The organism is Streptomyces sp. C36 (genome assembly GCF_040932295.1).
Lineage (GTDB): Bacteria > Actinomycetota > Actinomycetes > Streptomycetales > Streptomycetaceae > Streptomyces > Streptomyces triculaminicus.
The window spans coordinates 68813-92655 of record NZ_JBFQGI010000004.1 but is presented as its reverse complement, the minus strand read 5'-3'; the positions used below and the strand labels follow the sequence as shown (position 1 = coordinate 92655).

27 protein-coding genes are annotated in these 23843 nt (G+C 70.9%); 13 read left to right on the top strand and 14 right to left on the bottom strand.

All coding sequences use genetic code 11. The annotated features are described in order from the left end of the window. Positions 1-34: 34 nt before the first annotated feature. The gene (locus AB4K12_RS13920) at positions 35-535 is read left to right on the top strand and encodes a flavin reductase family protein (protein WP_086569031.1); all 501 of its coding nucleotides are present in this window, start codon (positions 35-37) and stop codon (positions 533-535) included. Positions 536-591: 56 nt separating this feature from the next. Here the strand turns inward: AB4K12_RS13920 and AB4K12_RS13915 are convergent, their stop codons facing one another. Next, entirely contained in the window at positions 592-1236 is a 645-nt protein-coding gene (locus tag AB4K12_RS13915; RefSeq protein ID WP_368434528.1) for a ScbR family autoregulator-binding transcription factor, read from the bottom strand. 280 nt (positions 1237-1516) lie between these two features. Here AB4K12_RS13915 and AB4K12_RS13910 point away from each other — a divergent pair, with 280 nt between their 5' ends. Continuing rightward, entirely contained in the window at positions 1517-1870 is a 354-nt protein-coding gene (locus tag AB4K12_RS13910; protein ID WP_368434527.1) for a winged helix-turn-helix transcriptional regulator, read from the top strand. A 180-nt stretch (positions 1871-2050) separates the two neighbouring features. Beyond that, entirely contained in the window at positions 2051-3172 is a 1122-nt protein-coding gene (locus AB4K12_RS13905) for a type III polyketide synthase (RefSeq protein ID WP_368434526.1), read from the top strand. Positions 3173-3191: 19 nt separating this feature from the next. On the opposite strand, the gene AB4K12_RS13900 is transcribed toward AB4K12_RS13905, so the two are convergent. From AB4K12_RS13900 to AB4K12_RS13890, 3 genes are all read right to left on the bottom strand, one after another. Continuing rightward, a complete protein-coding gene (locus tag AB4K12_RS13900; RefSeq protein WP_368434525.1) occupies positions 3192-4853 on the bottom strand; it encodes a S8 family serine peptidase in 1662 nt (553 codons plus the stop codon). A 191-nt stretch (positions 4854-5044) separates the two neighbouring features. Further along, positions 5045-5500 (bottom strand): tellurite resistance TerB family protein, encoded by a 456-nt coding sequence (locus AB4K12_RS13895; protein ID WP_086565990.1) that lies wholly within the window; start codon positions 5498-5500, stop codon positions 5045-5047. 133 nt (positions 5501-5633) lie between these two features. After that, entirely contained in the window at positions 5634-6662 is a 1029-nt protein-coding gene (locus AB4K12_RS13890; RefSeq protein WP_368434524.1) for a rod shape-determining protein, read from the bottom strand. Positions 6663-7213: 551 nt separating this feature from the next. Here AB4K12_RS13890 and AB4K12_RS13885 point away from each other — a divergent pair. Beyond that, positions 7214-7453, top strand: a complete 240-nt coding sequence (locus AB4K12_RS13885) for a DUF397 domain-containing protein (RefSeq protein WP_368434872.1) — start codon at positions 7214-7216, stop codon at positions 7451-7453. A gap of 78 nt (positions 7454-7531) precedes the next feature. Here the strand turns inward: AB4K12_RS13885 and AB4K12_RS13880 are convergent, their stop codons facing one another. Further along, positions 7532-8026: an ATP-binding protein gene (locus AB4K12_RS13880; RefSeq protein ID WP_368434523.1), complete on the bottom strand. Its 495-nt coding sequence runs from the start codon at positions 8024-8026 to the stop codon at positions 7532-7534. A gap of 323 nt (positions 8027-8349) precedes the next feature. On the opposite strand from AB4K12_RS13880, the gene AB4K12_RS13875 reads away from it, so the two are divergent. From AB4K12_RS13875 to AB4K12_RS13860, 4 genes are all read left to right on the top strand, one after another. Continuing rightward, positions 8350-9213 carry a helix-turn-helix domain-containing protein gene (locus tag AB4K12_RS13875; protein ID WP_368434871.1) on the top strand — a complete coding sequence of 288 codons (864 nt, stop codon included), beginning with the start codon at positions 8350-8352 and terminating at the stop codon, positions 9211-9213. Positions 9214-9298: 85 nt separating this feature from the next. Continuing rightward, a complete protein-coding gene (locus AB4K12_RS13870) occupies positions 9299-10774 on the top strand; it encodes an aldehyde dehydrogenase family protein (RefSeq protein WP_368434522.1) in 1476 nt (491 codons plus the stop codon). 111 nt (positions 10775-10885) lie between these two features. Continuing rightward, positions 10886-11425 carry a DinB family protein gene (locus AB4K12_RS13865; RefSeq protein ID WP_368434521.1) on the top strand — a complete coding sequence of 180 codons (540 nt, stop codon included), beginning with the start codon at positions 10886-10888 and terminating at the stop codon, positions 11423-11425. Between the two features lie 127 nt (positions 11426-11552). After that, a complete protein-coding gene (locus tag AB4K12_RS13860) occupies positions 11553-12143 on the top strand; it encodes a PadR family transcriptional regulator (RefSeq protein ID WP_368434520.1) in 591 nt (196 codons plus the stop codon). 37 nt (positions 12144-12180) lie between these two features. Here AB4K12_RS13860 and AB4K12_RS13855 read toward each other — a convergent pair whose 3' ends face one another. Next, positions 12181-12783: a PadR family transcriptional regulator gene (locus tag AB4K12_RS13855; protein ID WP_368434519.1), complete on the bottom strand. Its 603-nt coding sequence runs from the start codon at positions 12781-12783 to the stop codon at positions 12181-12183. Positions 12784-12874: 91 nt separating this feature from the next. On the opposite strand from AB4K12_RS13855, the gene AB4K12_RS13850 reads away from it, so the two are divergent. Beyond that, entirely contained in the window at positions 12875-13360 is a 486-nt protein-coding gene (locus AB4K12_RS13850) for a nuclear transport factor 2 family protein (RefSeq protein ID WP_368434518.1), read from the top strand. Here the strand turns inward: AB4K12_RS13850 and AB4K12_RS13845 are convergent. Next, entirely contained in the window at positions 13357-13854 is a 498-nt protein-coding gene (locus AB4K12_RS13845; RefSeq protein ID WP_368434517.1) for a hypothetical protein, read from the bottom strand. The two genes, AB4K12_RS13850 and AB4K12_RS13845, sit on opposite strands and share 4 nt — an antisense overlap. A 124-nt stretch (positions 13855-13978) precedes the next feature. Then, a complete protein-coding gene (locus AB4K12_RS13840; protein ID WP_368434516.1) occupies positions 13979-14734 on the bottom strand; it encodes a helix-turn-helix domain-containing protein in 756 nt (251 codons plus the stop codon). Between the two features lie 223 nt (positions 14735-14957). Here AB4K12_RS13840 and AB4K12_RS13835 point away from each other — a divergent pair, with 223 nt between their 5' ends. Together AB4K12_RS13835 and AB4K12_RS13830 are read left to right on the top strand one after the other, a co-directional pair. Next, on the top strand, positions 14958-15626 hold the full coding sequence (locus AB4K12_RS13835) for a DUF4097 family beta strand repeat-containing protein (RefSeq protein WP_368434515.1): 669 nt from the start codon (positions 14958-14960) through the stop codon (positions 15624-15626). Between the two features lie 48 nt (positions 15627-15674). Next, positions 15675-17951 (top strand): DPP IV N-terminal domain-containing protein, encoded by a 2277-nt coding sequence (locus AB4K12_RS13830; protein ID WP_368434514.1) that lies wholly within the window; start codon positions 15675-15677, stop codon positions 17949-17951. On the opposite strand, the gene AB4K12_RS13825 is transcribed toward AB4K12_RS13830, so the two are convergent. The 3 genes from AB4K12_RS13825 to AB4K12_RS13815 form a co-directional block, all read right to left on the bottom strand. Further along, positions 17894-18799 (bottom strand): hypothetical protein, encoded by a 906-nt coding sequence (locus AB4K12_RS13825; protein ID WP_368434513.1) that lies wholly within the window; start codon positions 18797-18799, stop codon positions 17894-17896. The two genes, AB4K12_RS13830 and AB4K12_RS13825, sit on opposite strands and share 58 nt — an antisense overlap. A 235-nt stretch (positions 18800-19034) precedes the next feature. Further along, the gene (locus AB4K12_RS13820; protein ID WP_368434512.1) at positions 19035-19244 is read right to left on the bottom strand and encodes a DUF397 domain-containing protein; all 210 of its coding nucleotides are present in this window, start codon (positions 19242-19244) and stop codon (positions 19035-19037) included. Further along, positions 19241-20056, bottom strand: a complete 816-nt coding sequence (locus tag AB4K12_RS13815; protein WP_368434511.1) for a helix-turn-helix domain-containing protein — start codon at positions 20054-20056, stop codon at positions 19241-19243. The genes AB4K12_RS13820 and AB4K12_RS13815 overlap by 4 nt, the downstream gene beginning before the upstream one ends. A 128-nt stretch (positions 20057-20184) precedes the next feature. Here AB4K12_RS13815 and AB4K12_RS13810 point away from each other — a divergent pair, with 128 nt between their 5' ends. Then, positions 20185-20610, top strand: a complete 426-nt coding sequence (locus AB4K12_RS13810; protein ID WP_368434510.1) for an ATP-binding protein — start codon at positions 20185-20187, stop codon at positions 20608-20610. 4 nt (positions 20611-20614) lie between these two features. Here AB4K12_RS13810 and AB4K12_RS13805 read toward each other — a convergent pair whose 3' ends face one another. Then, entirely contained in the window at positions 20615-21214 is a 600-nt protein-coding gene (locus tag AB4K12_RS13805; RefSeq protein ID WP_368434509.1) for a Uma2 family endonuclease, read from the bottom strand. Between the two features lie 79 nt (positions 21215-21293). Further along, complete coding sequence (locus AB4K12_RS13800) at positions 21294-22235, bottom strand: NADP-dependent oxidoreductase (RefSeq protein WP_368434508.1); 942 nt, start codon at positions 22233-22235, stop codon at positions 21294-21296. Positions 22236-22330: 95 nt separating this feature from the next. Between AB4K12_RS13800 and AB4K12_RS13795 the strand changes: the two genes are divergently transcribed. After that, positions 22331-23329: a GlxA family transcriptional regulator gene (locus AB4K12_RS13795; protein WP_368434507.1), complete on the top strand. Its 999-nt coding sequence runs from the start codon at positions 22331-22333 to the stop codon at positions 23327-23329. Between the two features lie 44 nt (positions 23330-23373). Here the strand turns inward: AB4K12_RS13795 and AB4K12_RS13790 are convergent, their stop codons facing one another. Beyond that, positions 23374-23742, bottom strand: a complete 369-nt coding sequence (locus tag AB4K12_RS13790) for a YbjQ family protein (protein WP_086567616.1) — start codon at positions 23740-23742, stop codon at positions 23374-23376. Between the last annotated feature and the right edge of the window lie 101 nt (positions 23743-23843).

The following is a 23843-nucleotide window of genomic DNA, read 5'->3' as shown; positions in this document are numbered from 1 at the left end:
TCCCGCCTCGAGTGGGGCCGCCCAGTCTGGCGGCGTGCTCACAGAGACGACAGAGACGATTTCCCCCGACCTGTTCCGCGCCGCGCTCTCCCACTGGGCCAGCGGCGTCACCGTGGTGACGACGCGCGACGCCGCCGGGCAGAACCACGGGTTCACGGCCAGTGCGTTCTCCTCGGTGTCGCTGGACCCGGCGCTCGTGCTGGTGTGCCTCGACAACAGAGCGAACTGCTTCGACGCCTTCGACAGCTCGGAGGGCTTCGTCGTCCACCTGCTGGCGCGGGACCAGCAGGAGCTGGCGGGGCGCTTCGCCAGCAAGGGGGCGGACAAGTTCGCGGGGTCGGGGGTGACGCTCTCGCCGGCCGGGCAGCCGCTCCTGCCGGGCGCGCTGGCACGCCTGGAGTGCCGCACCGAGCGGCGCGTTCCGGGCGGCGACCACCTGATCCTCATCGGCGAGGTGCACCAGGCCTCGGAGCGGGAGGGCGAGCCGCTGGTCTACTTCCAGCGCCGGTTCCACGACCTGACGCCCGCCGGCTGACCCACCCCGCGACCGGCCCCGCGACCGGTTCGGCGACCGGCCCCGGCGCGAACCGCTCAGTTCGGGGCCGGAACGCCCGCCTCCGACATCAGGCGCAAGGGCCGGTCCGCCGCCACGTCCAGCCGGGGCAGCACCTCGGGCACGGTGATGGCCGGCAGGACCAGCCGGAAGAGCGCGGCGATCTCGTGCACCAGCTCCCCCTCCTGCGGCACGGCCTCGGAGACCAGCTGCACCCCCGTCCAGGACCCGACCAGCAGCCGCGCGACCTGCACGGGGTCCACGCCCGGCAGCGTCTCCCCGTTGGCGCCGGCCTGCCGCAACAGCTCGGCGAGCACCTCGATCCAGTCGGGCCACCTGGTGCCGAACAGCGCCCGCGCCCGCGGGTCCACGGACAGCCGCAGGGAGGCCCGCAGCAGCGGCTCCCGCGTCAGCCGGTATGCCAGCAGCAGCGAGGCGTCCACCAGCTCCTGCAGTTTGAGCTCCTGGGGCAGCACGCCCTCCGTGGTGACGGCCGTGTCGAGCACGCCCCGCGCCAGGTCCTCCTTGGAACTGAAATGGAAGTACAGGGCGCCCCGCGTCACCTCGGCCTGCGCCAGGATCTGGGCGATGGTGGCCGCTTCGTAACCCCACTCGTCGAAGACCTTTCCGGCGGCCTCGAGAATCGCCCACCGGGTCCGGATCGCACGCTCCTGCTGCGCCATGCAAACCCTCCTTCTGTTTCGACGGGTCTGACGGTCCCCGATTGCCGGCATTCCAGGGGGGCCGTGTCCGTGGCGGTGGAGTAATCCTGCACGTTGGAAGAGAGAATTCCGAATCGACAGGAGCGGGTACGGGAACCGGAATTCGGCGCGGAGGGCGGGGGACCGTCGGGCGGAAAGGCAGCCCTTCCGAAAGGAAAAAATACCGCTTATGCGGTATGGTCTGCTGGTCATTGGTGAGACTCAGTCAGCCGCGGTCGTGGTGCCGGGTAAGGGGTGGGGCATGAGAGGCCAGTCGTTACCGATCTTGCCGTCGTTCACCGGTGGGCTGGTGGCCGCCCTGGGCGTCATCGGCGGGAAGTGGAAACCCGTGATCCTGACCGAGCTGCACCGCCATCCGTTCCGCTTCGGCGAACTCAGGCGCGCCATCCCCGGCGTCAGCGAGAAGGTGCTCAGCCAGCAGCTGCGCGAGATGGAGCTGGACGGCGTCGTCCACCGCGACGAGTGCTCCCGGACCCTGCCCCGCTCCGTGCGCTATTCGCTGACCGAGCTCGGCCTCGCCCTGCACGAGAGCCTGCGGCCCCTCGCCGCCTGGGGTGAACAGCACGAACAGCGCGCGCCACGGGCCGGGCGGTGACGGAAGGCGTGCCCTTGAGCCGACCCCGGCCCCTATGGGAAATTCCACTCTTCGGGTGAAGTTCCCACCCAAATGTGTGTCGGTCTTCCCAATGCGGCATGTACTGGACATAGCCTGCCGGATCATTTCGGCGGTCCTGGGCATCGAGCATCGATACCGACGCGACTGGGAGAGGCCGTCATGGCAACTTTGTGCAGACCGGCCATCGCCGTCCCCGAGCATGTGATCACGCGGGAAGAGACTCTGGAGCTCGCCCGTACGCTGCATGCCGATCACCCGCAGCTGGGGCTCGCGCTCCGGCTGATCGGCAATACGGGTGTGCAGAAACGACACCTCGTGCAACCGATCGAGGACACGCTCAAACATCCGGGCTTCACCATGCGCAACGCCCGCTACGAACGGGAGGCCAAGGCGCGCGTTCCCGATGTCGTACGGCGTGCGCTCGACCATGCCGAGCTGACCACCCGTGACATCGACCTCATCGTCTACGTCTCGTGCACCGGCTTCATGATGCCGTCGATGACGGCATGGCTGATCAACACCATGGACTTCCGGAACGAGACCCGGCAGCTGCCCATCGCCCAGCTGGGCTGCGCGGCGGGCGGGGCGGCCATCAACCGCGCCCACGACTTCTGCCGGGCCTATCCCGGGGCGAACGTGCTGATCGTGGCTTGCGAATTCTGTTCACTGCTCTACCAGCCCACCGACCTGGGCGTCGGCAATCTGCTCTCCAACGGGCTCTTCGGCGACGCCCTGGCCGCGGCCGTCGTGCGCGGCGAGGGCGGCACGGGCGTGCGGATCCAGGCCAACGGCTCACATCTGGTGCCCGACACCGAGGAGTGGATCTCCTACGGAGTACGGGACACCGGCTTCCACTTCATCCTGGACAAGCGGGTGCCGGGCACGATGGCGATGCTCGCGCCCGCCATGCGCGACATGGCCGAGCCCCACCAGTGGGACGTCTCCGAGCTCGACTTCTACATCGTGCACGCCGGCGGTCCGCGCATCCTGGACGACCTCAGCCACTATCTGGGCCTGGCGCCGGAGACGTTCCGCTACAGCAGGGAGACCCTCACCGAGCGCGGCAACATCGCCAGCGCGGTCATCTTCGACGCCCTCGAGCGGTTGTTCCAGGACGGCGGCGCCGACCACCAGGCCCGGGGCATCATCGCCGGCTTCGGACCGGGCATCACCGCGGAGATCGCGCTGGGGACCTGGTCCGGGAGCAACGGCCACGGCGGCGCGAACGGCGACGGTCACGGGGGCGGCGAGCGCGCCGCCCCCGTGACCCAGCCGGTCTGAGGCCGGGGGCCCGGCGGGGTCACCCGCCGTCGGCGGGGTCGCCGACGACGAGGCCGACGACCCGGTCGCCCGCGTACCAGACGCGGACGTCCCCGGCCCGCCCGCCCGCGAACGCGGCGTGCACCGCGTGGCGGACGTCCGGTCCGGGGCGCTCGAGCCCGCGCCAGGCCCCGGCCACGTACAGCCGCAGCCGCGGACCCGACCCGGGCGGGTAGGGCATCAGCTCGTCCCACAGCCGTTCGGCGACGCCGGAGCCGACCGGGCCGGGCAGCAGCCGCGCGAGGGCCGCGCGCAGGTCGGGGCGGTCGCCGATGCGCTGGGCGGCGGGTCGGCCGGGCGCGTCCCGCTGCGGCGAGCCGGTGGTCCGCAGCAGCTCGCGCGCCCGCCGCGGCGTCAGCGGCGGCAGGCCCGCCGCCCCGAGCGCGCCCTGTACGGACGCCAGAGCGCCGCCGACGACGGCCGCCGCGGCGGAGGTGCCCCGGAAGGCGTCGGTGTACCAGGCGTCCTCGTCCGGGCCGCCGCACAGGTCGCCGGGCCCGTCCCAGTGGCCGCCGGTCGTGGTGACCTCGTGGCCCCAGCCCTGCGCGTCCACCCGCGTCCCGAAGCACGAGAAGGCGAGCCGGGAGCGGTCCGGGCCGTGGTCGCGGCCGTGGGTGCCGGGCGGCGGGGCGCCCGCGCCCACGACGACGGCGCCCGACGAGGGGCCGTGGGCGTCGAAGGGGTTGTCCCACCAGGCGGGGAAGCCGTCCGGGCGCTCCCGGTACAGCGCGTCGTCCAGGCACTCGGCGCCGTTGCCGGCGGCCGCCACGACCAGGACGCCGTTCGCCGTGGCGTGCCGGATCGCCGCGAAGTCGTCGGGCCACCACTCCAACGGGACGCAGCCGCGCTGGTCGTCGCGGTCGCGGTAGCCGAAGCGGGGGCCGGGCCGGTGCAGCCCGACCAGGACGACGTCCCCCGGCGACAGGCGAGCCGCCGCCTGGTGGATGGCGGCGGCGGTGCCGATGCCGTGGAAGGAGGCGGCGCCGACGTGGGCGCCGGGCGCCAGCCCGGTGGTGCCGGGTCCGCCGCGGTCGCCGCACACGACGCCGATCGCGTTCGTGCCGTGGTTGCGCCAGGCCAGGTCCGCCACGGGCGTGCCCGCGACGATCCCGGCGAGCTGATGGCCCAGGTTCTCGTGGCCGAGCCGCCAGGCGGCCCCCACGTCGACGACCCGTACGCCCTCGCCGGTGCCGCCCGGCAGGGTCCAGGCCCAGCGGGCGTCCACCCCGGCGGGGGCGGGGTCCAGAAATCCCTGACGCCGAGTGAGATCACCGTGCTCGGAGGGCGGTTCGGCCGGGTCGCCGGGGGCTCGGGCGGGCATGGCGCTCGGTTTGACGTACGCCGCCTCGACGCCCGGCAGCGCGGTCAGCCGGGCGGCGATCTCCTCCTGCCGCCGGTCCGTGCCGTGCACCCGGTGGAAGAGGCCCAGCGGGGGAGTACGGCCGGCGCCGAAGAGGGGTTCCAGGGTCAGGCGCTCGTCGGCCAGGAACGCGTCGAGTGCGCGCAGGTCGGCCCCCGCCTCGGAGCGTACGCCCGAGGGGCCCGCGCGCAGCCGCGCCTCGGCGCGCGCCACCACGATCAGTTCGCGGTCCAGGGGGAGGTAGGTGAAGCCGCCCGCGCGGGGGCGATGCCGGTCCGCCATGGGCCCCCAATCTGCTGGGGCGGGCGAGCGGCCGGCAAGGCCGGCGGATCGGACACCGCAGTCCGGACGGCGGGTGCCCCTCAGCGGCACGGGCGCAGGTCACCGAGGCGACCCGGGCCCGTGCCGCGGGCGGAACGGCGGTCGGTTATCCGCCGCCGCCCGCCCGCCCGCCGTCAGAGGGCTCAGAGGGCTCAGAGGTCGAACTCGGCGGGGTTGACGCCCAGGGCGAAGCAGACCTCGCGGACGACGGCCTGTTCCGACTTGTCGAAGTCGCCGTCGGCGCCGCCGATGACAATGCCGATCTGGATGACGGCACGTGCCTCGGTCGGCTTCTTGTGCACCTTGCCGATGGTCTGCATGACGCTGACCTTGCCGAAGGCGAAATCGGTGGTGAGTTTCTGGCAGTAGTCGTTGAAACGTGCCTGCAGATCGTCGGCGGGGAAGTTCCGCAGAACGTCATTGGTGGCGATCAGCGCGGCGACGCGCTGCCGCTCGGACGCGTCGATCGAACCGTCAGCGGCCGCCACCAGAGCGCACATTGCCATGCTCGCGTCACGAAACGCCCCGCTCTTCAGGTCGTTCTTCTTCGCCAGCAACTGGCCCTGCATCGTCGTGGCCGATTCCTTGAGCCGGTCCCAGAGCGCCATGTGCGTGTATCTCCTTGTGCGAATAGGGGTGCACAGGGAGAACCGTTCCGGACGGTAAAGAAGTTCCCAAGGCGGCGGGTGGGATTCGATCGCGGAGGGGATTCGATGGGGGAATCGCTCTCCGGGTCGGATTTCAGCTCACCATCGGGTCCAGCTTCATCGGCCGGATCTTGCCCTCCATCATCGCGCCCAGCCCGACGACGGAACAGGTGTCGGGGTTGTCCGCGACGCGCACGACCATGCCGGTCGCCTGCTCGATCATCGTGTCCAGCCCCGGGAGCATCGCACTGCCGCCCGCGAGCATCACCCCGCGCTCGGCGAGGTCGGCCACCAGATCCGGCGGGCACTCGCGCAGAACGCGCCCGATGGCGTCCAGCACGCCGGTCAGCGGGGTGTGGATCGCCTCACGGACGTGGGCGGTGTTCACCAGGACCGTACGCGACAGCCCCGTCGCCACGTCCCGGCCGCGCACCTCGGTCTCCGTGCCGATCCGCATCGGGTCGAACAGCGCCAGGTGCAGGGGGTGCAACCCCTTGGAGGCCAGCATCAGTTCGTGCTCGCTGCGCAGGTGCTGGACGACGGCGTAGTCGATCGCGTCGCCCCCCACCTGGACCTTCTCGGCCGCCACGATCGAGCCCAGCGACAACACCGCGACCTGCGTCGACGCGGCGCCGCACACCACGATCATCGTCGCCTCGGGCTGCTCGACCGGCAGCCCGCAGCCCACCGCCGCGGCGATGAGCGTGTCGACCATCTCGACCTTGCGGGCGCCGAGCGCGCCGAGCACCTCGACGGCCGCCCGCTGGGCGATCGGCTCGGCGTCGTGCGGCAGGCAGACGGCCGCGCGCAGCATCGGCTTGCGCCGCCAGGCCCGGCGGATCTTGTCGTCCACCAGGAAGCGCAGCATCCGCTGGGCCATGTCGATGTCGACGACCGTGCCGCCGGAGATCGGCCGTACGACCCTGATGTGGCCCGGCGTCCGCCCGGCCATCCCGCCGGCCATCTCCCCGACCGCGATCAGCGAACCCGTCCTGGTGTTGACCGCCGCCAGGCTGGGTTCGTCCACGACCAGGCCGGTGTCCTTGAGGTAGACGCGGGTCCTGGCCGCCCCGAGGTCGACGGCGACGGTGCAGCGGTTCAGCTGGTCGAGACAGAGGGTCATGGCGGAACCTGCCCTGGGGTGCGGGAGAAATGGGGGTCCATTGCCATCGTGCAAGGCGACCCGCCGTACTGCCCGCTGAAATGGGCCGCATGGGGCAGTGCCGGGCAGGCCCGTGAGCCGGGGGCGGAGGCGAGCACCCCCGTGGCCCGCCTCCACCCCCGGCTCACGGATGTGAGTCTGCCAGGGGGGTCTGACAATCACCGTGACCTCGGCTCGCGGCGGCTGCCGGCTCGTCCCGCCGGTCCGGCCGGCCCGGCGGTACGTCGGATTCCGGTCGTTTCCACCGCCCTCGCCCGGGGCGGCGCCGGCGGCGGCGCACGCGAGGGATCAAGAATGCCGTGAGATGAGGCCGATGCCCTTTTCCGGAGGCTCTTCTGCTGGAGGTTCAGCTTCCGGGAAGAAGTCGTGAAGTAGTGGCGGGAACACCCTGAGTGCACGTGCATCGGCTCATGCATCGGCACATGAACGCCGCTATGATCCGGAGCAGTTGCCATCCTCGAATCCCTGTTCCGGGTGAGGGTGTCCCCCTGCAAATGATCCGGGAGAGTCCAGTGCCCCAGGCGCACAACGGCATGGCCGCCTCGGACATCGAAGATGTCGTCTGGCGAAAGAGCCGCCACTCCAACTCCCAGGGTTCCTGCGTCGAGTTCGCCAAGCTGCCGGGTGGCGGGGTCGCTGTGCGCAACTCCCGCCACCCGGATGGCCCGGCGCTCGTGTACACCCCGGCCGAGATCGAGGCCATGCTCCTCGGGATCAAGGACGGGGAATTCGACTACCTCGTTCGCGATTAGCCCCCCGAATCGCGAAGGGGAGTAGTCGTGACGAGCGCTTGGGGGCCGGGGCGGCGGCCGAGGCCGCGAACGGCGCCGTCAGTCGCGCGGCAGGCGGAACAGCGCCCAGACGACCTTGCCGTGCAACGCCCCCGCGAGGGGATGCCATCCCCACGCGTCTGTGAACTGCTCCACGAGGAACAGTCCTCGCCCGCGTTCGTCCCCGGCGCCGGCCTCGCCCGCGACCGGGCTCGCCTCGCTCGGATCGCGTACGGCGCATACCAGCCGCGACGTCCAGCGCAGCAGGTGGAGACGTACGGGCGGCTCGTACTCCGTGCCGACACTCCTGTGGTCGGCCGGTATGGCATAACGCATGGAGTTGGTCACGAGCTCGGAGACGACGAGGGCGACCTCGTCGAAGAGCCCGTTCAGATTCCATTGGCCCAGCGTGGATCGGGTGAACTTGCGGGCGGTGCCCACGGCTTCGAAGCGGGGTGGCAGTCCGCATGAGGCCGAGGTGGAGACGGCGGATGAGTCGATCGGGGGCAGCCCTCTCCATAAAGGGGAGAGCACAGTCGATCCTTCGGTACCCATCCGAGGCACTCCTGGCAATCGAGGACGTGACGTGCACGTGTGCGAGCTCCATGGTTGCCAATGCGCGGGGCGGATGCAAGGGCAGATGCACGTGCACGAGAGGGATTTGGGGGCGCACAGGGGGGTTACGGCGCAATTCTCCCTACGCCTCCTTCGGTAGCGCTCCCGTCGTTGGCTTGTCTGCGTAACCGGACATGCACTCAACGGAGCCCGGAAGTGGCAGACTTCGGCGCCGGGGGTAGCGGGGGTCGCCCTCAGAGGGGTGCGGAAGCGACGAGACCACAAAAAACCTGGCACAGGACCGGAAGAGGAAGGTCGCCATGATGGCCACGAGCGAGTCGAGCGGTTCCGTGGTGCGGCGCATACTCCTGGGCTCCCAGCTCAGGCGGCTGCGGGAGTCACGGGGCATCACGCGCGAGGCAGCCGGGTACTCGATCCGTGCGTCGGAGTCGAAGATCAGCCGTATGGAGTTGGGCCGGGTGAGCTTCAAGGCACGGGACGTCGAGGATCTGCTCACGCTCTACGGAGTCACCGACGGCGCCGAGCGCGATCCGCTGCTGGGGCTGGCCCGGGAGGCCAACGTCGCCGGCTGGTGGCACAGCTACGGCGACGTCCTGCCCAGCTGGTTCCAGACCTATGTGGGCCTGGAGGGCGCCGCGTCGCACATCTCGATCTACGAGGTCCAGTTCGTGCACGGCCTGCTGCAGACCGAGGGCTATGCCCACGCCGTCGTGGTGCGCGGCCAGCCCCGGGCCGACGCCGCCGAGGTCGAGCGGCGCGTCTCGCTGCGCATGGAGCGCCAGAAGCTGCTGTTCTCCGAGCGGGCGCCGCGCTTTCACGCCGTGCTGGACGAGGCCGCACTGCACCGTCCGTACGGCGGTGAAACGGTCATGCGCAACCAGCTCCAGCATCTCATCGACATCTCCGAGCAGCCGAACGTCACGCTGCAGGTGATGCCCTTCGCCCATGGCGGACACGCGGGCGAGAGCGGCGCCTTCACGATGCTGCGCTTCCCCGAGTCGGACCTCTCCGACGTCGTGTATCTCGAGCAGCTGACCAGCGCGCTCTACCTGGACAAGCGCGAGGACGTGGCCCAGTACGAGCGGGTCATGGACCGGCTGCACGCCGACAGTCTTTCCCCGGCGGGCAGCCGCGAGCTGATCGGACGCCTACTTCAACTCCGCTGACTCATCAGTACGATGACGTCACATCGGGAGTACGCAATCGTTACGGGCGTCACGAGCGCCCCGCTATTCGCAGACAGGATGGCGCATGTCCGACGGCACTTACGATTCGATTTTCACCGACCTCGCCTACCAGTACATCGACGGGGAATGGCGAGCCGGCAGTGGCTCCTGGGACATCGTGGACTTCAATCCCTACGACGGGGAGAAGCTCGCGTCGATCACCGTGGCCACGGTCACCGAGATCGACCAGGCCTACCGCGCCGCCGAGCGTGCCCAGCCGGGCTGGGCGGCCACCAATCCGTACACCCGCCGGCTCGTCTTCGAACGGGCGCTGCGCGTCATCGACGACCATGAGGCGGAGCTGACCGCCGCCATCACGGCGGAGTGCGGCGGCACGGCGGTCAAGGCAGCGTTCGAGCTGCACCTGGTCCGGGAGTTCTTACGTGAGGCCATCCACCTGGCCCTGCGTGCGGAGGGGCGCATTCTGCCGTCCCCGGACGACACCAAGGAGAACCGTCTCTACCGGGTGCCGGTCGGGGTCGTCGGGGTCATCAGCCCGTTCAACTTCCCGTTCCTGTTGTCGATCAAGTCCGTGGCACCCGCGCTGGCGATGGGCAACGCGGTCGTCCTCAAGCCGCACCAGAACACCCCGGTGTGCGGCGGCGGCCTGGTGGCCCGGCTCTTCGCGGACGCCGGTCTTCCGGCGGGCGTGCTGAACGTCGTCGTCACCGACATAGCGGAGATAGGCGACGCCCTCATAGAGCACCCCGTTCCCAAGGTCATCTCCTTCACCGGCTCCGACAAGGTCGGCCGCCATGTGGCCACCGTCGCCGCCTCGCACTTCAAGCGCACGATCCTCGAACTCGGCGGTAACAGCGCGCTGATCGTCCTCGACGACGCCGACGTCGACTACGCCGTGGACGCCGCGGTCTTCAGCCGGTTCATCCACCAGGGGCAGGTCTGCATGGCCGCCAACCGGGTGCTGGTCGACCGCTCGGTGGAGCGGGAGTTCACGGAGAAGTTCGTCGCCAAGGTGCGCACCCTGAAGGTCGGCGACCCGGGCGATCCGGCTACGCACATCGGCCCGCTCATCAACGCGGGCCAGGCGGAGGCGATCACCACACTGGTGGAGCAGACGGTCGCGGACGGCGCCACCGCCCTCCTGCGCGGCCGTACGGAGGGCACGCTGGTCGGTCCGTCGGTGCTGACGGGGCTGGCGCAGGACGCGCCGATCCTGGGCCAGGAGATCTTCGGCCCGGTCGCGCTGATCATCCCCTTCGACGGAGAGGAGGAGGCGATCCGCCTCGCGAACGCGACGCCGTACGGCCTGAGCGGCGCCGTCCACACGGGTGACGTGGAGCGGGGCGTACGGCTGGCCAAGCGCGTCGAATCGGGGATGGTGCACGTCAACGACGCCACGGTGCACGACGAGGCGATCGTGCCGTTCGGGGGCGAGAAGCACTCGGGTGTGGGGCGGCTGAACGGCGACTCGATGGTGGAGGCGTTCACGACGACGAAGTGGATCTCGATACAGCATGGAAGGAGCAGATTCCCCTTCTGACGATCAATATAGGTCGGGATCTGGCCTACATGGCTCCTACTGTGAACTCGTCGAACAGCAACACAGGAACACAGGAACGCAGGAACAGACGAGAAAGACGGTGGAAGCCCCATGCCTACTCATGTGGTCGAGAAGAACGTCGCCGACGAGCGCGGCACGCTGCTGGACTTCCTCGACGCCCAGCGCGGCGGCATCCGCAGGTCCGTCCTCGGACTGACCGACGAGCAGGTCGACGCCACGCCGAGCGCCAGCGAGCTCTCGCTCCGGGCGCTCCTGAAGCACGCCGTCGAGGGCGAGCGCGGCTGGGTCGAGCGGGCACGCGGCCTGGCGCCCGAGGACTTCGAGGAGTCCATGGCGCACTGGCAGGCCAGCTGGCGCCCCACGGAGGAGGAGACCGTCGCCGAGCTCCTCGCCCGCTGGGACGCGGTCGCCGCGGACACCGAGCGCTTCGTCCTTTCGGTGAACCTCGAGGACACGTTCGCGCTGCCCGACGCGCCGTGGTTCCCGCAGGGCGCCGGCGTCTCCGTGCGCTGGCTGCTGCTCCACCTCATCGAGGAGATCGCCCGCCACGCCGGCCACGCGGACATCGTCCGCGAGTCGCTGGACGGCAAGACGGCGTTCGAGCTGCTCGCGGAGCAGCAGGCGGGCTGAGCGGCGGCCCCGGGCGGGGCGCCGGACCCGTACGCGCCCCGTCTACGCTGGGCCGTAACGGCACGTGGTCGCACCGGCACCCGCGCTGTCCCACGGCCCAGGCGGCACAGAGAGACTGAGGCGAGAGATGTCAGCCATCCGGCTGCTCGTGCTGGGCGCCGTCCGCCGGCGCGGGCGTGCCCACGGCTACCAGGTCCGCAGCGACCTGGAGTTCTGGGGCGCCCACGAGTGGTCCAACGCCAAGCCCGGGTCGATCTACCACGCGCTGAAGGCCATGGCGCGCCAGGACCTCCTCTTCGCCCACGACGTCGCGCCCAGCGAGGCCGGCGGCCCGCCGCGTACGGAGTACGAGCTGACGGAGGCGGGCGACCGCGAGTACCTCCGCCTGCTGCGCGAGGCGCTGACCTCGGCGGACCAGAGGACCGACGTCCTGACGGCGGGCGTGGGCTTCATCGTCGACCTGCCGCGCGCCGAGGCCGTCGCCCTCCTCAAGCGGCGGCTCGCCGCGCTCGAGGAGTGGCGCGAGGACATCCGCGCCCGCTGGACCCCGGCCGAGGGCGAGGACTGGGGCCACATCGGTGAGGTCATGGGGATGTGGGTCCAGATGGCCGACAGTGGCGCGGAGTGGACGCGGGGGCTGATCGGGCGCCTCGAGGACGGGGCGTACGTGATGGCGGGCGAGGGCGACCAGTGGGAGGCCGGCGGCCCGTTGGTCTAGTGGGTCTGCGCTGCCCCGTCGGACACCCCCTAGGGGCTCAGCGCGTCGCCGGGCGGACCGGGGAGTCGTCGCGTGCGCCCGCTTCGGCCGTCTGCCGTTCGCGCAGGACGGCCGCTGTGCGCAGGCACCAGTCCCGGTTGCCCCGCTCGAAGTCCAGGCCGCGCAGGCAGGTGAGGTACGGGCCGATCCGCTCGCCGTGGCGCAGGAACTCCTCCTCGTCCGTGTCGCCGCGCATCCGCCGCAGAATCTCACCGAAAAGCCTGATCTTGGCGTCGGCCGCGGCCGCGCGCTCCTCCAGCTGTTCGATCACCGGCCCGGTGCCGGTGCGGTCGGCGGCCTGGACCTTGACGAGCAGGTCGTCACGGATGAACGAGGGCTTCGACGCGGCCGCCGCGAAACGTTCCAGCTCGGCGAGGCCGGCGTCGGTGGTCCGGAAGAGGCGCTTGTTGGGCCGGGTCTCCTGCACCACCTGCCGGCCTATGACCAGGCCTTCCCGCTCCAGCTTGGTCAGTTCGGCGTAGAGCTGCTGAGGGAGCGCGTGCCAGAAGTTGGCGACGCCGACGTCGAACGCCTTGGCCAGCTGGTAGCCGCTGTACTCGCCGTCCAGCAGCGCCGCCAGCACCGCGTGCCGCAAGGCCATGCGAGACCACCCCTTCCCTTTTCCTCGTCCGCCGGGGCAGCATACCTACTCAAGAATCTGAGTAGTCCTCTTCTTGAGTATCGGAGGGTTCATGTCCACGGAGACCACCGCCACCGCCACCGCCGCTGCCGCCGCCACCGCCACGCGCTTCCGCGCCGCCGTCGAGGCGCGCGATCTCGCCGCGATGAACGACCTGTTCACCGAGGACATCCGCTTCTACAGCCCTGTGAAGTTCACGCCCTTCGAGGGCCGGACCATGGTCCTGGGCCTCCTCAACGTCCTCCTGCGCACGTTCGAGGACTTCCGCTACGTCGGACGCTTCGACGGCACCGCCGAGACCAGCACCGACGGCGCCGAGACCCCCTCGGAGATCCTCCTCTTCCGCGCCGGCGTGGGCGGCAAGGAGGTCCACGGCATCGACCTGCTGCAGTTCGACGAAGCGGGCCGGGTCAAGGAGTTCACCGTGATGGTCCGGCCCCAGTCCGCGGTACGGGCCCTGGGCGAGGCGGTGTTCGCCGGCCTGGTCGCCGACGGCCTCGTCCCGGAGCCGGACGGCCGCCCGGTGGCAGATCGCTAGATCACCGTGTCCGCGTCGCGGTTGTCCTGGCTGAGCGTGATGCGCTGGGTCCGGTTGACGGTCACGCCCTCGCCGCCCGAGTAGTTCATGGTCGCGCGGAACGTGAACGACCACGTGTCGTGGCCGACGGGGTCGATGCGGATGTGGACGGTGCCGCCGCTCAGATCGGGCAGGGGACTGGCCGCGCGGACCACCAGGCCGATCTCCGGCGAGTCCTCGCCCTCGTCCCACTGCCCCAGGTCGCCGCTCTGCTCGGCGACGACCGTGTGGTTGTGGTCCCGGACCGTGATGGTCACCCGGGTGTCGCCGTCCTTGTCCTCGTCCTCGGTGTGGAAGCGGATCGAGGCGGACTGAAGGGTCGACACCGCCTTGGGAGCGGCGGCCGCGGGCGCCGGGGCGGGGGCGGTGAGGAGGAGCGCTGCCGCCGCCACGGCGAGGGTCAGCTTCCGGAACGCGGGTCGCCGCGGGGTATGCCGCGGGGTGTGCCTGCTCATCACTCGGCCTTCCTGCCGGGGGAGCGTGCGTTACGAAGGCAATCCTCTTGGCGGGTGCGAACGGGGGCAATCACCCACAGGGGCGAGCGGCGGCCCGAGCTCGCTCGGGCGGGCCGGGGGCCGTCTATCCGCGATCCGAAGGCGGCGTGTCAGGGCTGTCCAGGGCCGTTTCGGGTTTCGTGTAGAGGAGGTCGCGGGCCTGCTCCGCGGCGCGGGTGATGCTCTCGGAGACGAAGTCGACGAAGCGGGCGATGTTCTCGAGGCGTTGGGCGGCGGGGGTGTCGGGGCCGAGGACGCCGACGCCCTGCCGTGCCGCTTCGGCGAAGTACGTGGTGCCGCGGGCGCTGGCGATCATGGACTGGTACCAGACGTCGTCGTCGACGACGTAGCGCTCGCGGCGGCGTTCGTCGCGTTCCCGGCGCACGAGGCCCTGGGTTTCGAGGAACGCGATCGCCTTGGAGATGGACGCCGGGCTGACCTGGAGGCGCTGGACGAGTTCGGACGCGGTGAGGCTGCCCGCGTCGGTGGTGTAGAGGCAGGTCAGCACCCGGGCCATCATCTTGGGCGTGCCCGTTCCGATGAGGACGGTGGTGAGCACCTCCTCGTACTCGCGTACGGCCTCGGGGTCGCGTCCATGGGCCTGCGCGGGCGCCTGCGACTCCCGGGGCGCGGCCTGCCTGCGCCGGGTGGCGCGGCGTTCGGTGGCGCGGTGGGCCAGGTCGGCGCGGTAGGCGGTGGGGCCGCCGTTGCGCATCACCTCACGCGTGACCGTGGAGGTGGGGCGGTCGAGACGCCTGGCGATCTCCGCGTAGGCGAGGCCGTCGGCCATGCCCAGCGCGATCTGCTGGCGTTCCTGCTGGGTGAGCCTGCCTCCCGGCATCGCGATCTCCTTCGTGGGTCCTAGGTGCCTCCGAGCATAGCCTTCACTTCCAATCCATTGCAACGAACGGAGGGCTGTCATTGCGTTAAATTCAGGACCGTTGCAACGATATTACGGCTGTGACCTGCAGTTATGCTGATTATTCGCAACGAGTGTGTTGCCAGTTCTCGAAACGCAACGTAGCTTTTCCCTCGTCAGAAACGACGAGTCGAAGGAAGACATCATGCAGAAGTTCGCCACCGCCGCCCCGATCGCCGCCGTCCTCGACATCCCCGCGGGCCGCATCCAGTTCATCGCCGCCGACCGGGCCGACGCCACGGTCGAGGTCCGGCCCGCGGACGCCTCGAAGGGCCGCGACGTGAAGGCGGCGGAGCGGATCGAGGTCGCGTACGCCGACGGCGTCCTGCGGATCGAGGCCCTGGAGGCGAAGAACCGGCTCCTGGGCAACCCCGGTTCCGTCGAGGTCACCGTCCAGCTGCCCGCCGGCTCCCGCGTCGAGGCCAAGGCGGCCAGCGCCGAACTCCGGGGCGTGGGGCGGCTCGGCGACGTCGCCTTCGAGGCCGCGCACGGCACGGTCAAGCTCGACGAGGCCGAGGGCACCCACCTCGCCCTCCAGGCCGGCGACATCGCCGTCGGTCGCCTGCGCGGCGACGCGCAGATCAGCACCCAGAAGGGCGACCTCCACATCGCCGAGGCCACGCACGGCACGGTCACGCTGCGCACCGAGCACGGCGAGATCTCGGTCGGCGCCGCCCGCGGAGTCTCCGCCTCCCTGGACGCCGGCACCGCCTACGGCCGCATCCACAACACGCTCAAGAACACCGACGGCACCGCCGACGTGACCATCCACGCGACCACGTCCTACGGCAACATCACCGCCCGCAGCCTCTGACAAGTACTCTTCGCGCCAAAACCGAAAACGATCATGGGGGAAGAAAGAATGAGCACCACTGAGGACTACCAGGCCGCCGAGCAACTCTTCCGCCGCCCCGCCCGCCCCGGCGAGCTGGTCATCGGCGACAAGGTCAGGCCGCAGTGGATCGACGGAGGCGCCCGCTTCCTGTACGCGGTGAGCAACGGCGTCGGCAGACGGTTCGTCCTGGTCGACCCGGCGGCGGGCACCCGCGAACCGGCCTTCGACCACGCCCGGCTCGCCACCGCGCTGACCGCCGCCTCCGGGCAGCAGGCCGACCCCGAGGCCCTGCCGTTCATAGCCGTCGAACCAGCGGGAAACGCCGTGGAGTTCGCCGCGTTCGGTGAGTACTGGCGCTGCCGCCTCGACGACTACACCTGCGAGCGGGCCGAGTTCACACCTCCGGGCAGCCCGCTGGAGGTGCCGTCCCCCGACAAGAAGGTCGCGGTGTCCCGACGGGGCTACGACCTGTGGGCGCGCTCGCTGTCCGACGGCCGCGAGTGGGCGCTGACCACCGACGGCGAGCCGGACTACCAGTACGGCCCCGGCCCGGACTGCACGAGCAACGGCACCCTGCTGCGCAAGATCGGCCTGCCGTACCTGCCGCCCGCGGTGGCATGGTCGCCCGACTCGACGAAGGTTCTGGCGCACCGGACCGACGAGCGCGACGTCCGGCAGACCCACCTCGTGGAGGCCCGGCCCGCCGACGGCGGCGCCCCCCTCCTGCACACCCAGCGGTACGCCTACGCCGGGGACGAGAACATGCCGCTGGCCGAGCTCGTCGTACTGGACGTCGCCGAGGGCACCGTGGTCCGCGCGCAGGCCGAGCCGCTGCTCATGCCGATGATGTCGCCGATCACGAGCAAGTGGGCGTGGTGGGCCCCGGACGGCTCGGCCGTCTACTACCTCTCCCGCCCCCGCGACCTGCGCACGCTCACCCTGCACCGGATGGACCCGGCCACCGGCGAGGTCACCACCGTGCTCACCGAGACCGGCGCCACCCGCGTCGAGCCCAACCAGGGGATGTACGAGCCGCCGATCGTGCGGGTGCTGGCCGACGAGGTGCTGTGGTACTCGCAGCGGGACGGCTGGGGCCACCTGTACCGGTACGACCTGCGCACCGGCGAACTGCTCGGGCAGGTCACCTCCGGACAGTGGGCGGTCCGGCAGATCCTGCGCGTCGACGAGGCCGAGCGGGTCGTGTACTTCACCGCCTCCGGGCTGGTCGAAGAGGACCCGTACCGGCGCACGGTGTGCCGGGTCGGCCTGGACGGCACCGGCTTCGCCAAGGTCACCGACGACGAGCTGGACCACGTCGTCACCATGCCGGACGACCAGGACTACTTCATCGACTCCGCGTCCACCGTCGACACCCCGCCGGTCACCCGCGTCCGCGACTGGGCCGGGCGGGTGCTGGCCGAGCTGGAGCGCGCCGACATCGGCAAGCTCACCGCCACCGGCTGGACGGCGCCGGAACGCTTCCGCGTCAAGGCGGCCGACGGCGTGACGGACATCTACGGCGTGCTGTACCGGCCGCGCGGGTTCGACCCCGCCGAGCGCTACCCGGTGGTGGACAACCTCTACCCCGGCCCGCAGGTCGCCCGGGTCGCCCCCTGCTTCGACCCCGGCGGCATGGGCCTCGACGCGGAGCCCCTCGCCGCGCTGGGCTTCGTGGTGATCGCGCTGGACGGACGCGGCACCCCCGGGCGGAGCAAGTCCTTCCACGACGCCTCCTACGGCCACCTGGCCGACGCGGGCTGCCTGGCCGACCACGTCGCGGCGCTGCGGCAGCTGGCCCGGACCCGGCCGTGGATGGACCTGGACCGGGTGGGCTCGTTCGGCCACTCCGGAGGCGGTTTCGCCGCGGCGCGGGCGATGCTCGACTTCCCCGAGGTCTACAAGGCCGGAGTCGCCCTCTCCGGCTCGCACGACGCCCGCCACTTCAACCTGGGCTTCGTGGAGACCTACGACGGCGCGGACAACCCCGAGGCCTGGGCCCGCACCTCCAACGTCGACCTCGCCGACCGCCTGGCGGGCAAGCTGCTGCTCGTCCACGGCGAAATGGACGACCAGGTCCACCCGCACCACACGCTGCGGCTGGCCGACCGGCTCTTCGCCGCCGACAAGGACTTCGAGCTCCTCATCGTCCCGGGCGCCGAGCACACCTTCATCGACTGCCTGTCCTACGTCCGCAAGCGCTGCTGGGACTTCCTGGTCCGCGAGCTGATGGGCGCCCAGCCGCCCGCCTACCGGCCCGCCCCTATCCCCCTCGGCCCCGAGCTGCTCGGCGAACTGTTCGCCTGAGCAGCCCGTTTGGGGCGAGCGAGGAAGCGGGCTCGCCCGGCTTGATGGGCGGCTCTCGCCGCCGCCGCTGCTGCGGCTCGGGTGGGGGCGGGTGAGGGCTCGGGCGGCTCGGTCGGCTCGGGCGGGGCGCCGTGGCAGGGGTGGCAGAGGCCGTCGGGGAGAGCTTCCGGGCGGCCTGGGGTGCCGCAGCCGGCGCATTCCGAGAGGGTGGGTGTGGGTGAGGCGTGCTGCTGAGCGGGGGGAGGCAGCTCCGGTGGGCACTTCGTGAGCAGGCGACTGCGCGTGAAGGCGGCCGGGGCGTGGATGTGTCCCGGCAGGTTCGCCGTGAGTGCTCGGACGAGTTGGGAGCGAGTGATGCCGCGCGCCAGCCATTCCGCCGCCAGCGGTTCCAGGTCCGCGCACTCCGCAGCGGACAGGGGGAGACGGGGGTCCGTCCGGCCGACGACCGCCAGGGCCTCGTAGGCCTCTGAGCGGCGCGGTTCCTCCTCCGCCGCTTGCGGCTCTCCGGCCGTGTCGCCCTTCAGGAAGCGCTTCCACCACGCTTCGCTACGCGGCGTGCGCGAGAAGTACGAGCGCCACACCCACTGGGTGCGGCCTTCGCCGATGGGTTCACGCTTGCGGAAGACGTGCCCGGCTGTGGTGAGCGCGGTGAGGGCTGTGCGGATTGCTTGCTGGCCGTATGCCGCCAGCTCCTTGGCCAGGGTCTTCACGTCGATCGCGGCGCCGTCGGGCAGTCGATCGATGTGCGCCGCGATGTGCGCTTCGCGCTCGGGCAGATGAGCGAAGGTCCGCCGGTCGCGGGCTGCCTGGTCCGGTGCGGAACGTTTTCCGTAGCCGGGTGCGGCCATTGGGGGAGCGTAGGGGCGGGGGGCGACGATAGTGTTGGCCACAGCCACGGGATCGCTCTTTTCGATCTCGGTGGTCAGACCCCCGTCCCGGTGTTGGCGCACCGGCGGGGGTTGCTTCTTGCTGCGCACGCTACACGGCGAACGCGGGCTGTCGCGACGCAGTTGCGCAAAGTCATCTGCGTGTGCTTACGCGGGGGTTGGGAGGGTGGGTGGGTTCAACCCCACCTCCCATTCCCTAAAGAGGGCGCTCGAGGCTCGACGCCCGAAGCTCGGCTATGAAGGTCCCCCATGTTTTCGGGGGGATCGTCAGCCGGGGGCCGCGTTCCCGAAGCTCGAGCTTCGAGTCCCGGACGTGAATGACATCAGGGAGGGTGGCGACCTCTATGCAGTTGCCGCCCACGTTGTCGCTGTAGCTGGACTTGAGCCATGCCAGCTTGTTGCTCATAGCGTTTCCAGTGCCCTTCTGATGAACTGTTCCGACTCCTCCGCGCTGAGCGCCTGCATGCGGATCATCCCGTAGCGCTTGGTCAGGGTGCTGACGGTAGGTGCGTCGGAATACAGCACGTGGGTGTTCTGGCCTTCCACGTAGCCATAGTGGCTGTGTTGCTCGGTCTCCAGTAGCAGCAAGGGGCCGTTCAAGTGGGAGGGTGCGTACCGATCGGCGGGAAGCACCTGGATCGACACGTTGCGCAGAGTGCCCACGTCGAGCATGTGGCTCAGCTGGTCTTTCATGACCGCTGTGCCGCCAGTGCTGGTGCGCAACGCGGCCTCGTAGACCACGAAGCTGAACAGTGCGGCTGGCTTGCGCGTCAGTTTTTCCTGGCGTCGTAGGCGGGCTGTCACGCGGTCTTCGAGCGTGTCGTCATCGATGGGCGGCCAATGGCTGGCCATCAGGGCTTTTGCGTACTCTTCGGTCTGCAACAGGCCCGGGACAAAGAGGGTTTCGTAGGAGTAGATCGCGATTGCCTCGGCCTCGACCTCCATGTACTCCCGGACGTGTCCGGGCTGCCGCTCCGGCTGCAGGTAGTCCCTCGCCGCGACCAACTTGCCTCGCGCCCCGCACATCTCGTCCGCGACCTCGAGCAGTCGAACTGTCGGCCTCCGCCGCCCCTGCTCCATCGACTTGACGGTCTCGTACCCGTACCCGGCCTCTTTGCACAGCTCCTCGCGGCTGACGCCGGCCTGCGTGCGCCAGAGCTTGAGCTGGTTGCCGCAGTACCGCCATGCCATCGGCGGCTGAGAGCTCTCGTTTGTCACCGCGCGGTCCCCTCCGGTGCCCTGCCGGGTACGACAAGGGTCGTACCCACCTCGCTACTCCCGATGGTGCTCCTCCGCCAGCCACGGTTTCAGCCTGAACGCCGAAACTCACCGCTCCGAGGACATCGATGAGAGCAGCACGACCTCGCACCCCGCTGAAGTTCGTCGGCTGGTGCTTCCCCTGTCATCCCCGCAGCGTCGGGCGGGCGCGCAGGTTGTTGCGGGAGGAGGCGCGGGACTGGCCGGTCGGGAAGGAGACGGCCGACGTGGCCGCGTTGCTGCTGAGCGAGCTCATGGCCAACGCGTGCAGACACGGCCGGACGACGCCCGAGCGGGAGGTCAGGGCGCTGTGCACGGTCGACGGGGAGAAGCTGCGGATCGAGGTGTCGGACGCCGGGCGCGGCGTCCCCCGCGTGCGGCAGGCGAGGGACGACGAGGAGGCGGGCCGGGGGCTCGCGCTCGTCGCCGCCCTCGCCGACGTGTGGAACGTCAGCCTGCGCCCGCACGGCACCGGCAAGACGGTGTGGTGCGAGCTGAGGCTCCGACAGGAGTGAGGTCTCAGAGCTCGATCAGGTCGCGCAGGTCGATCTCGACGGGGAAGGGGACGTCCGTCTTGAGCGTGCCGACGTGCGCGGCGCGCTCGCGGGTGGGGGCGCCGTTCCTGGCGGTCTCGGCGTGCAGCGAGAGTTCGTGCACCACCGGGACGTCCCCGTCGCCTCGTTCGACGCGCCAGTAAGAGCCGGTACCTGCCTCGGCGTACAGGCCGGGCTTGAGGAAGCGCTCCACAGGGCGCGTGCCGGTGGACGAGACCTCGATCGCGAGGACGACTCTGTCGGCGGGGACGCAGTCCAGGGTGTGCACGTCGAGGCCGCGCTTGTCGAAGAGCACGATGTCGGACTTCACCACGGTGCGTTCGTCGACCATGACGCATCGCTCGATGTTGGCGGTGAACGGCTCCACCATGGCGCTCATCAGCGCCAGGTAGAGCTTGTCCCGCACCGCGTCGTGCCACCAATCGGTCATCTCGCGCACCACGATGCCCCCGTCCACGAATTCCCAGTTGAACTGCAGGCCCAGCCCCTTCACCTGGTCGTACGTCCAGCCGTCCGGCGGCGGGTGCATCCAGGTCTCCGGGGTGGCCCGGTCGCGCGCGTTCATGGTCGTGATCGTGGACGGATCTGCGCACGCGTGTCCCCGGGGCGGTGGCGCGGTCACCCGCCCGGGTGAGGGCGGGCGGTCAGGGCGCCACCGTCAGCACGATCTTCCCGGTGGTCCGCCCCCGCTCCCCCAGCTCGTGGGCCTTGGCGGCCTCCTCCAGGGGGAACACCGCGTCCACCTCGACACGCAGCTGACCGCTCTCCACGAGCGCGGCGATCTCGCGGAGGCCCGTGCGGTCGGGTTCGACGAGGACGAAGGTGGCCCGTACGCCCGCAGCGCGGGCGGCCTCGGCCGGGAAGGTGTCGTCCGGGGGGACGATCGTGACGAGGGTGCCGCCGGGGCGCAGGGTGCGCAGGGAGCGGTGGACGTAGTCGCCGCCGATGGTGTCGAGGACGACGTCGACGTCGTGGACGACCTCGGCGAAGTCCTGCTGGCTGTAGTCGACGAGCTCGTCGGCGCCCAGGTCGCGGAGGAAGGCGTGCTTGGGCTCGCGGGCCGTGCCGATGACGTACGCGCCGCGGGCCTTGGCGATCTGTACGGCCAGGTGGCCGACGCCGCCGGCGGCGGCGTGGACGAGGACGCGCTGGCCGGGACGGATGTCGGCGGTGTCGACGAGGGCCTGCCAGGCGGTGAGGGCGGCGAGGGGGAGGGCCGCGCTGCCGACGTGGCCGAGGCCGGCGGGCTGGTGGGCGAAGTGGCGGGCGGGGGCGGTGACGTAGTCGGCGTAGGCGCCGGCGGCGTGGGGGAAGCGGGGCATGCCGTAGACCTCGTCGCCGGGGGCGAAGAGGGTGACGCCGGCGCCGACGGCCTCCACGACGCCCGCCACGTCCCACCCCAGGGTGAACGGCGTGGTCGCGCCGGAGACGAGGACGCCACGGTCGCGGCTCTTCCAGTCGACGGGGTTGACGCCGGCGGCGTGGACGCGGACGAGGATCTCGGTCGGGCCGGGCTCGGGGCGGTCGGTCTCGACGAGCTCGAGGACGTCGGGGCCGCCGGGGGCGTTCTGGCTGATGGCGCGCATGTTTCGCTTCCTTCGGTGGGGGTGTGGCTCAAGATTCCCCGGGCCCGCCGCCGCCGAGTAGTGGCCCGATGGCCAACGTCTGAAAGAATCGGGCCATGAATCAGGCCGTGCGGAATCAGACCACGCACCGCGTCGGAGTCCTCGCGCTGGACGGTGTCGTCCCCTTCGAGCTGGGCATTCCCGCCCGGATCTTCGGTGCCGCCGTCTCGGCGGCCGGGGAGCCGCTCTATTCGGTGACGACCTGCAGCGTCGACGGCCGGCCCGTGCGCACGGACGCGGACTACGAGCTGGTGGTCGGCCACGACGCGTCCGCGCTGGCGGACGTCGACACCGTGGTGATCCCGCCGTCGCACGCCCTGGGGGAGATCCAGGAGACCGGGCTGCTGCCGGGAGACCTGCGGGACGCGCTGGCCGCCGTGCGGCCGGGGACGCGCATGGTGGGGATCTGCACCGGCTCGTACGTACTGGCGGCGGCGGGGCTGCTCGACCGGCGGCCCGCGACCACGCACTGGAAGGAGGCGGAGCAGCTGCGCCGGATGTTCACCGCCGTCCGGGTGGATGCCGGTGTGCTGTTCGTCGACGACGGGGACGTGCTGACGTCCGCCGGTGTGGCCGCCGGGGTGGACCTGTGCCTGCACATCGTGCGGCGCGACCACGGCAGCGAGATCGCCAACGCGGTGGCGCGCATGTGCGTGGTGCCGCCCTGGCGTGACGGCGGGCAGGCGCAGTTCGTCAGGCAGCCGGTTCCCGAGCCGGACGGCAGCGGCACCGCGCCCACGCGCGCGTGGGCGCTGGAGCGCCTGGAGGAGCCCCTGACGCTGGCCGATCTGGCCGCGCACGCGCGGGTCAGCGTGCGGACGTTCACCCGGCGCTTCCGCGCCGAGACGGGCGACAGCCCGGGGCGGTGGTTGCTGCGGCAGCGCGTCGAGCGGGCGCGGCATCTGCTGGAGACCACCGACTGGCCGGTGGACCTGGTGGCGCACCGCGCGGGCTTCGGTACGGGCGCGTCGCTGCGGCAGCATCTGCACACCGCCATCGGGGTGTCCCCCCTGACGTACCGGAGGACGTTCCGGGCCATGCGGGACGCCGCCTGACGGCGGCGCCCGGGCTCATGCCGGCGGGGGGCATGCCAGCGGGGTCAGGCCAGCGGCGTGATGACCACGGCCGTGCCGTACGCGCAGACCTCCGTGCCGACGTCGGCGGCCTCGGTGACGTCGAAGCGGAACATGAGCACGGCGTTGGCGCCGCGCGCGCGGGCCTGCTCGACCAGGCGCTCCATGGCCTGGTTGCGGGTCTGGACGAGGGTCTTGGTCAGGCCCTTGAGCTCGCCGCCGATGAGGGACTTCAGGCCGGCGCCGATCTGACTGCCGACGTGGCGGGAGCGGACGGTCAGGCCGAACACCTCTCCGATGACCCGGTCGACCCGGTAGCCGGGCACGTCATTGGTCGTGACGACCAACACATCGGACTTCTCGTGCTGGCCGCCGCCGTACTCGTCGATGCCCATCGAGCCCACCTCCGTCTGTCTGTGCAGTTTTGCCGTTCGTTGTCCGTGACGCACCCTGGAGGCGTGGGGTTGCGCCGATCGGGTGGAACCGTGACGGGCCC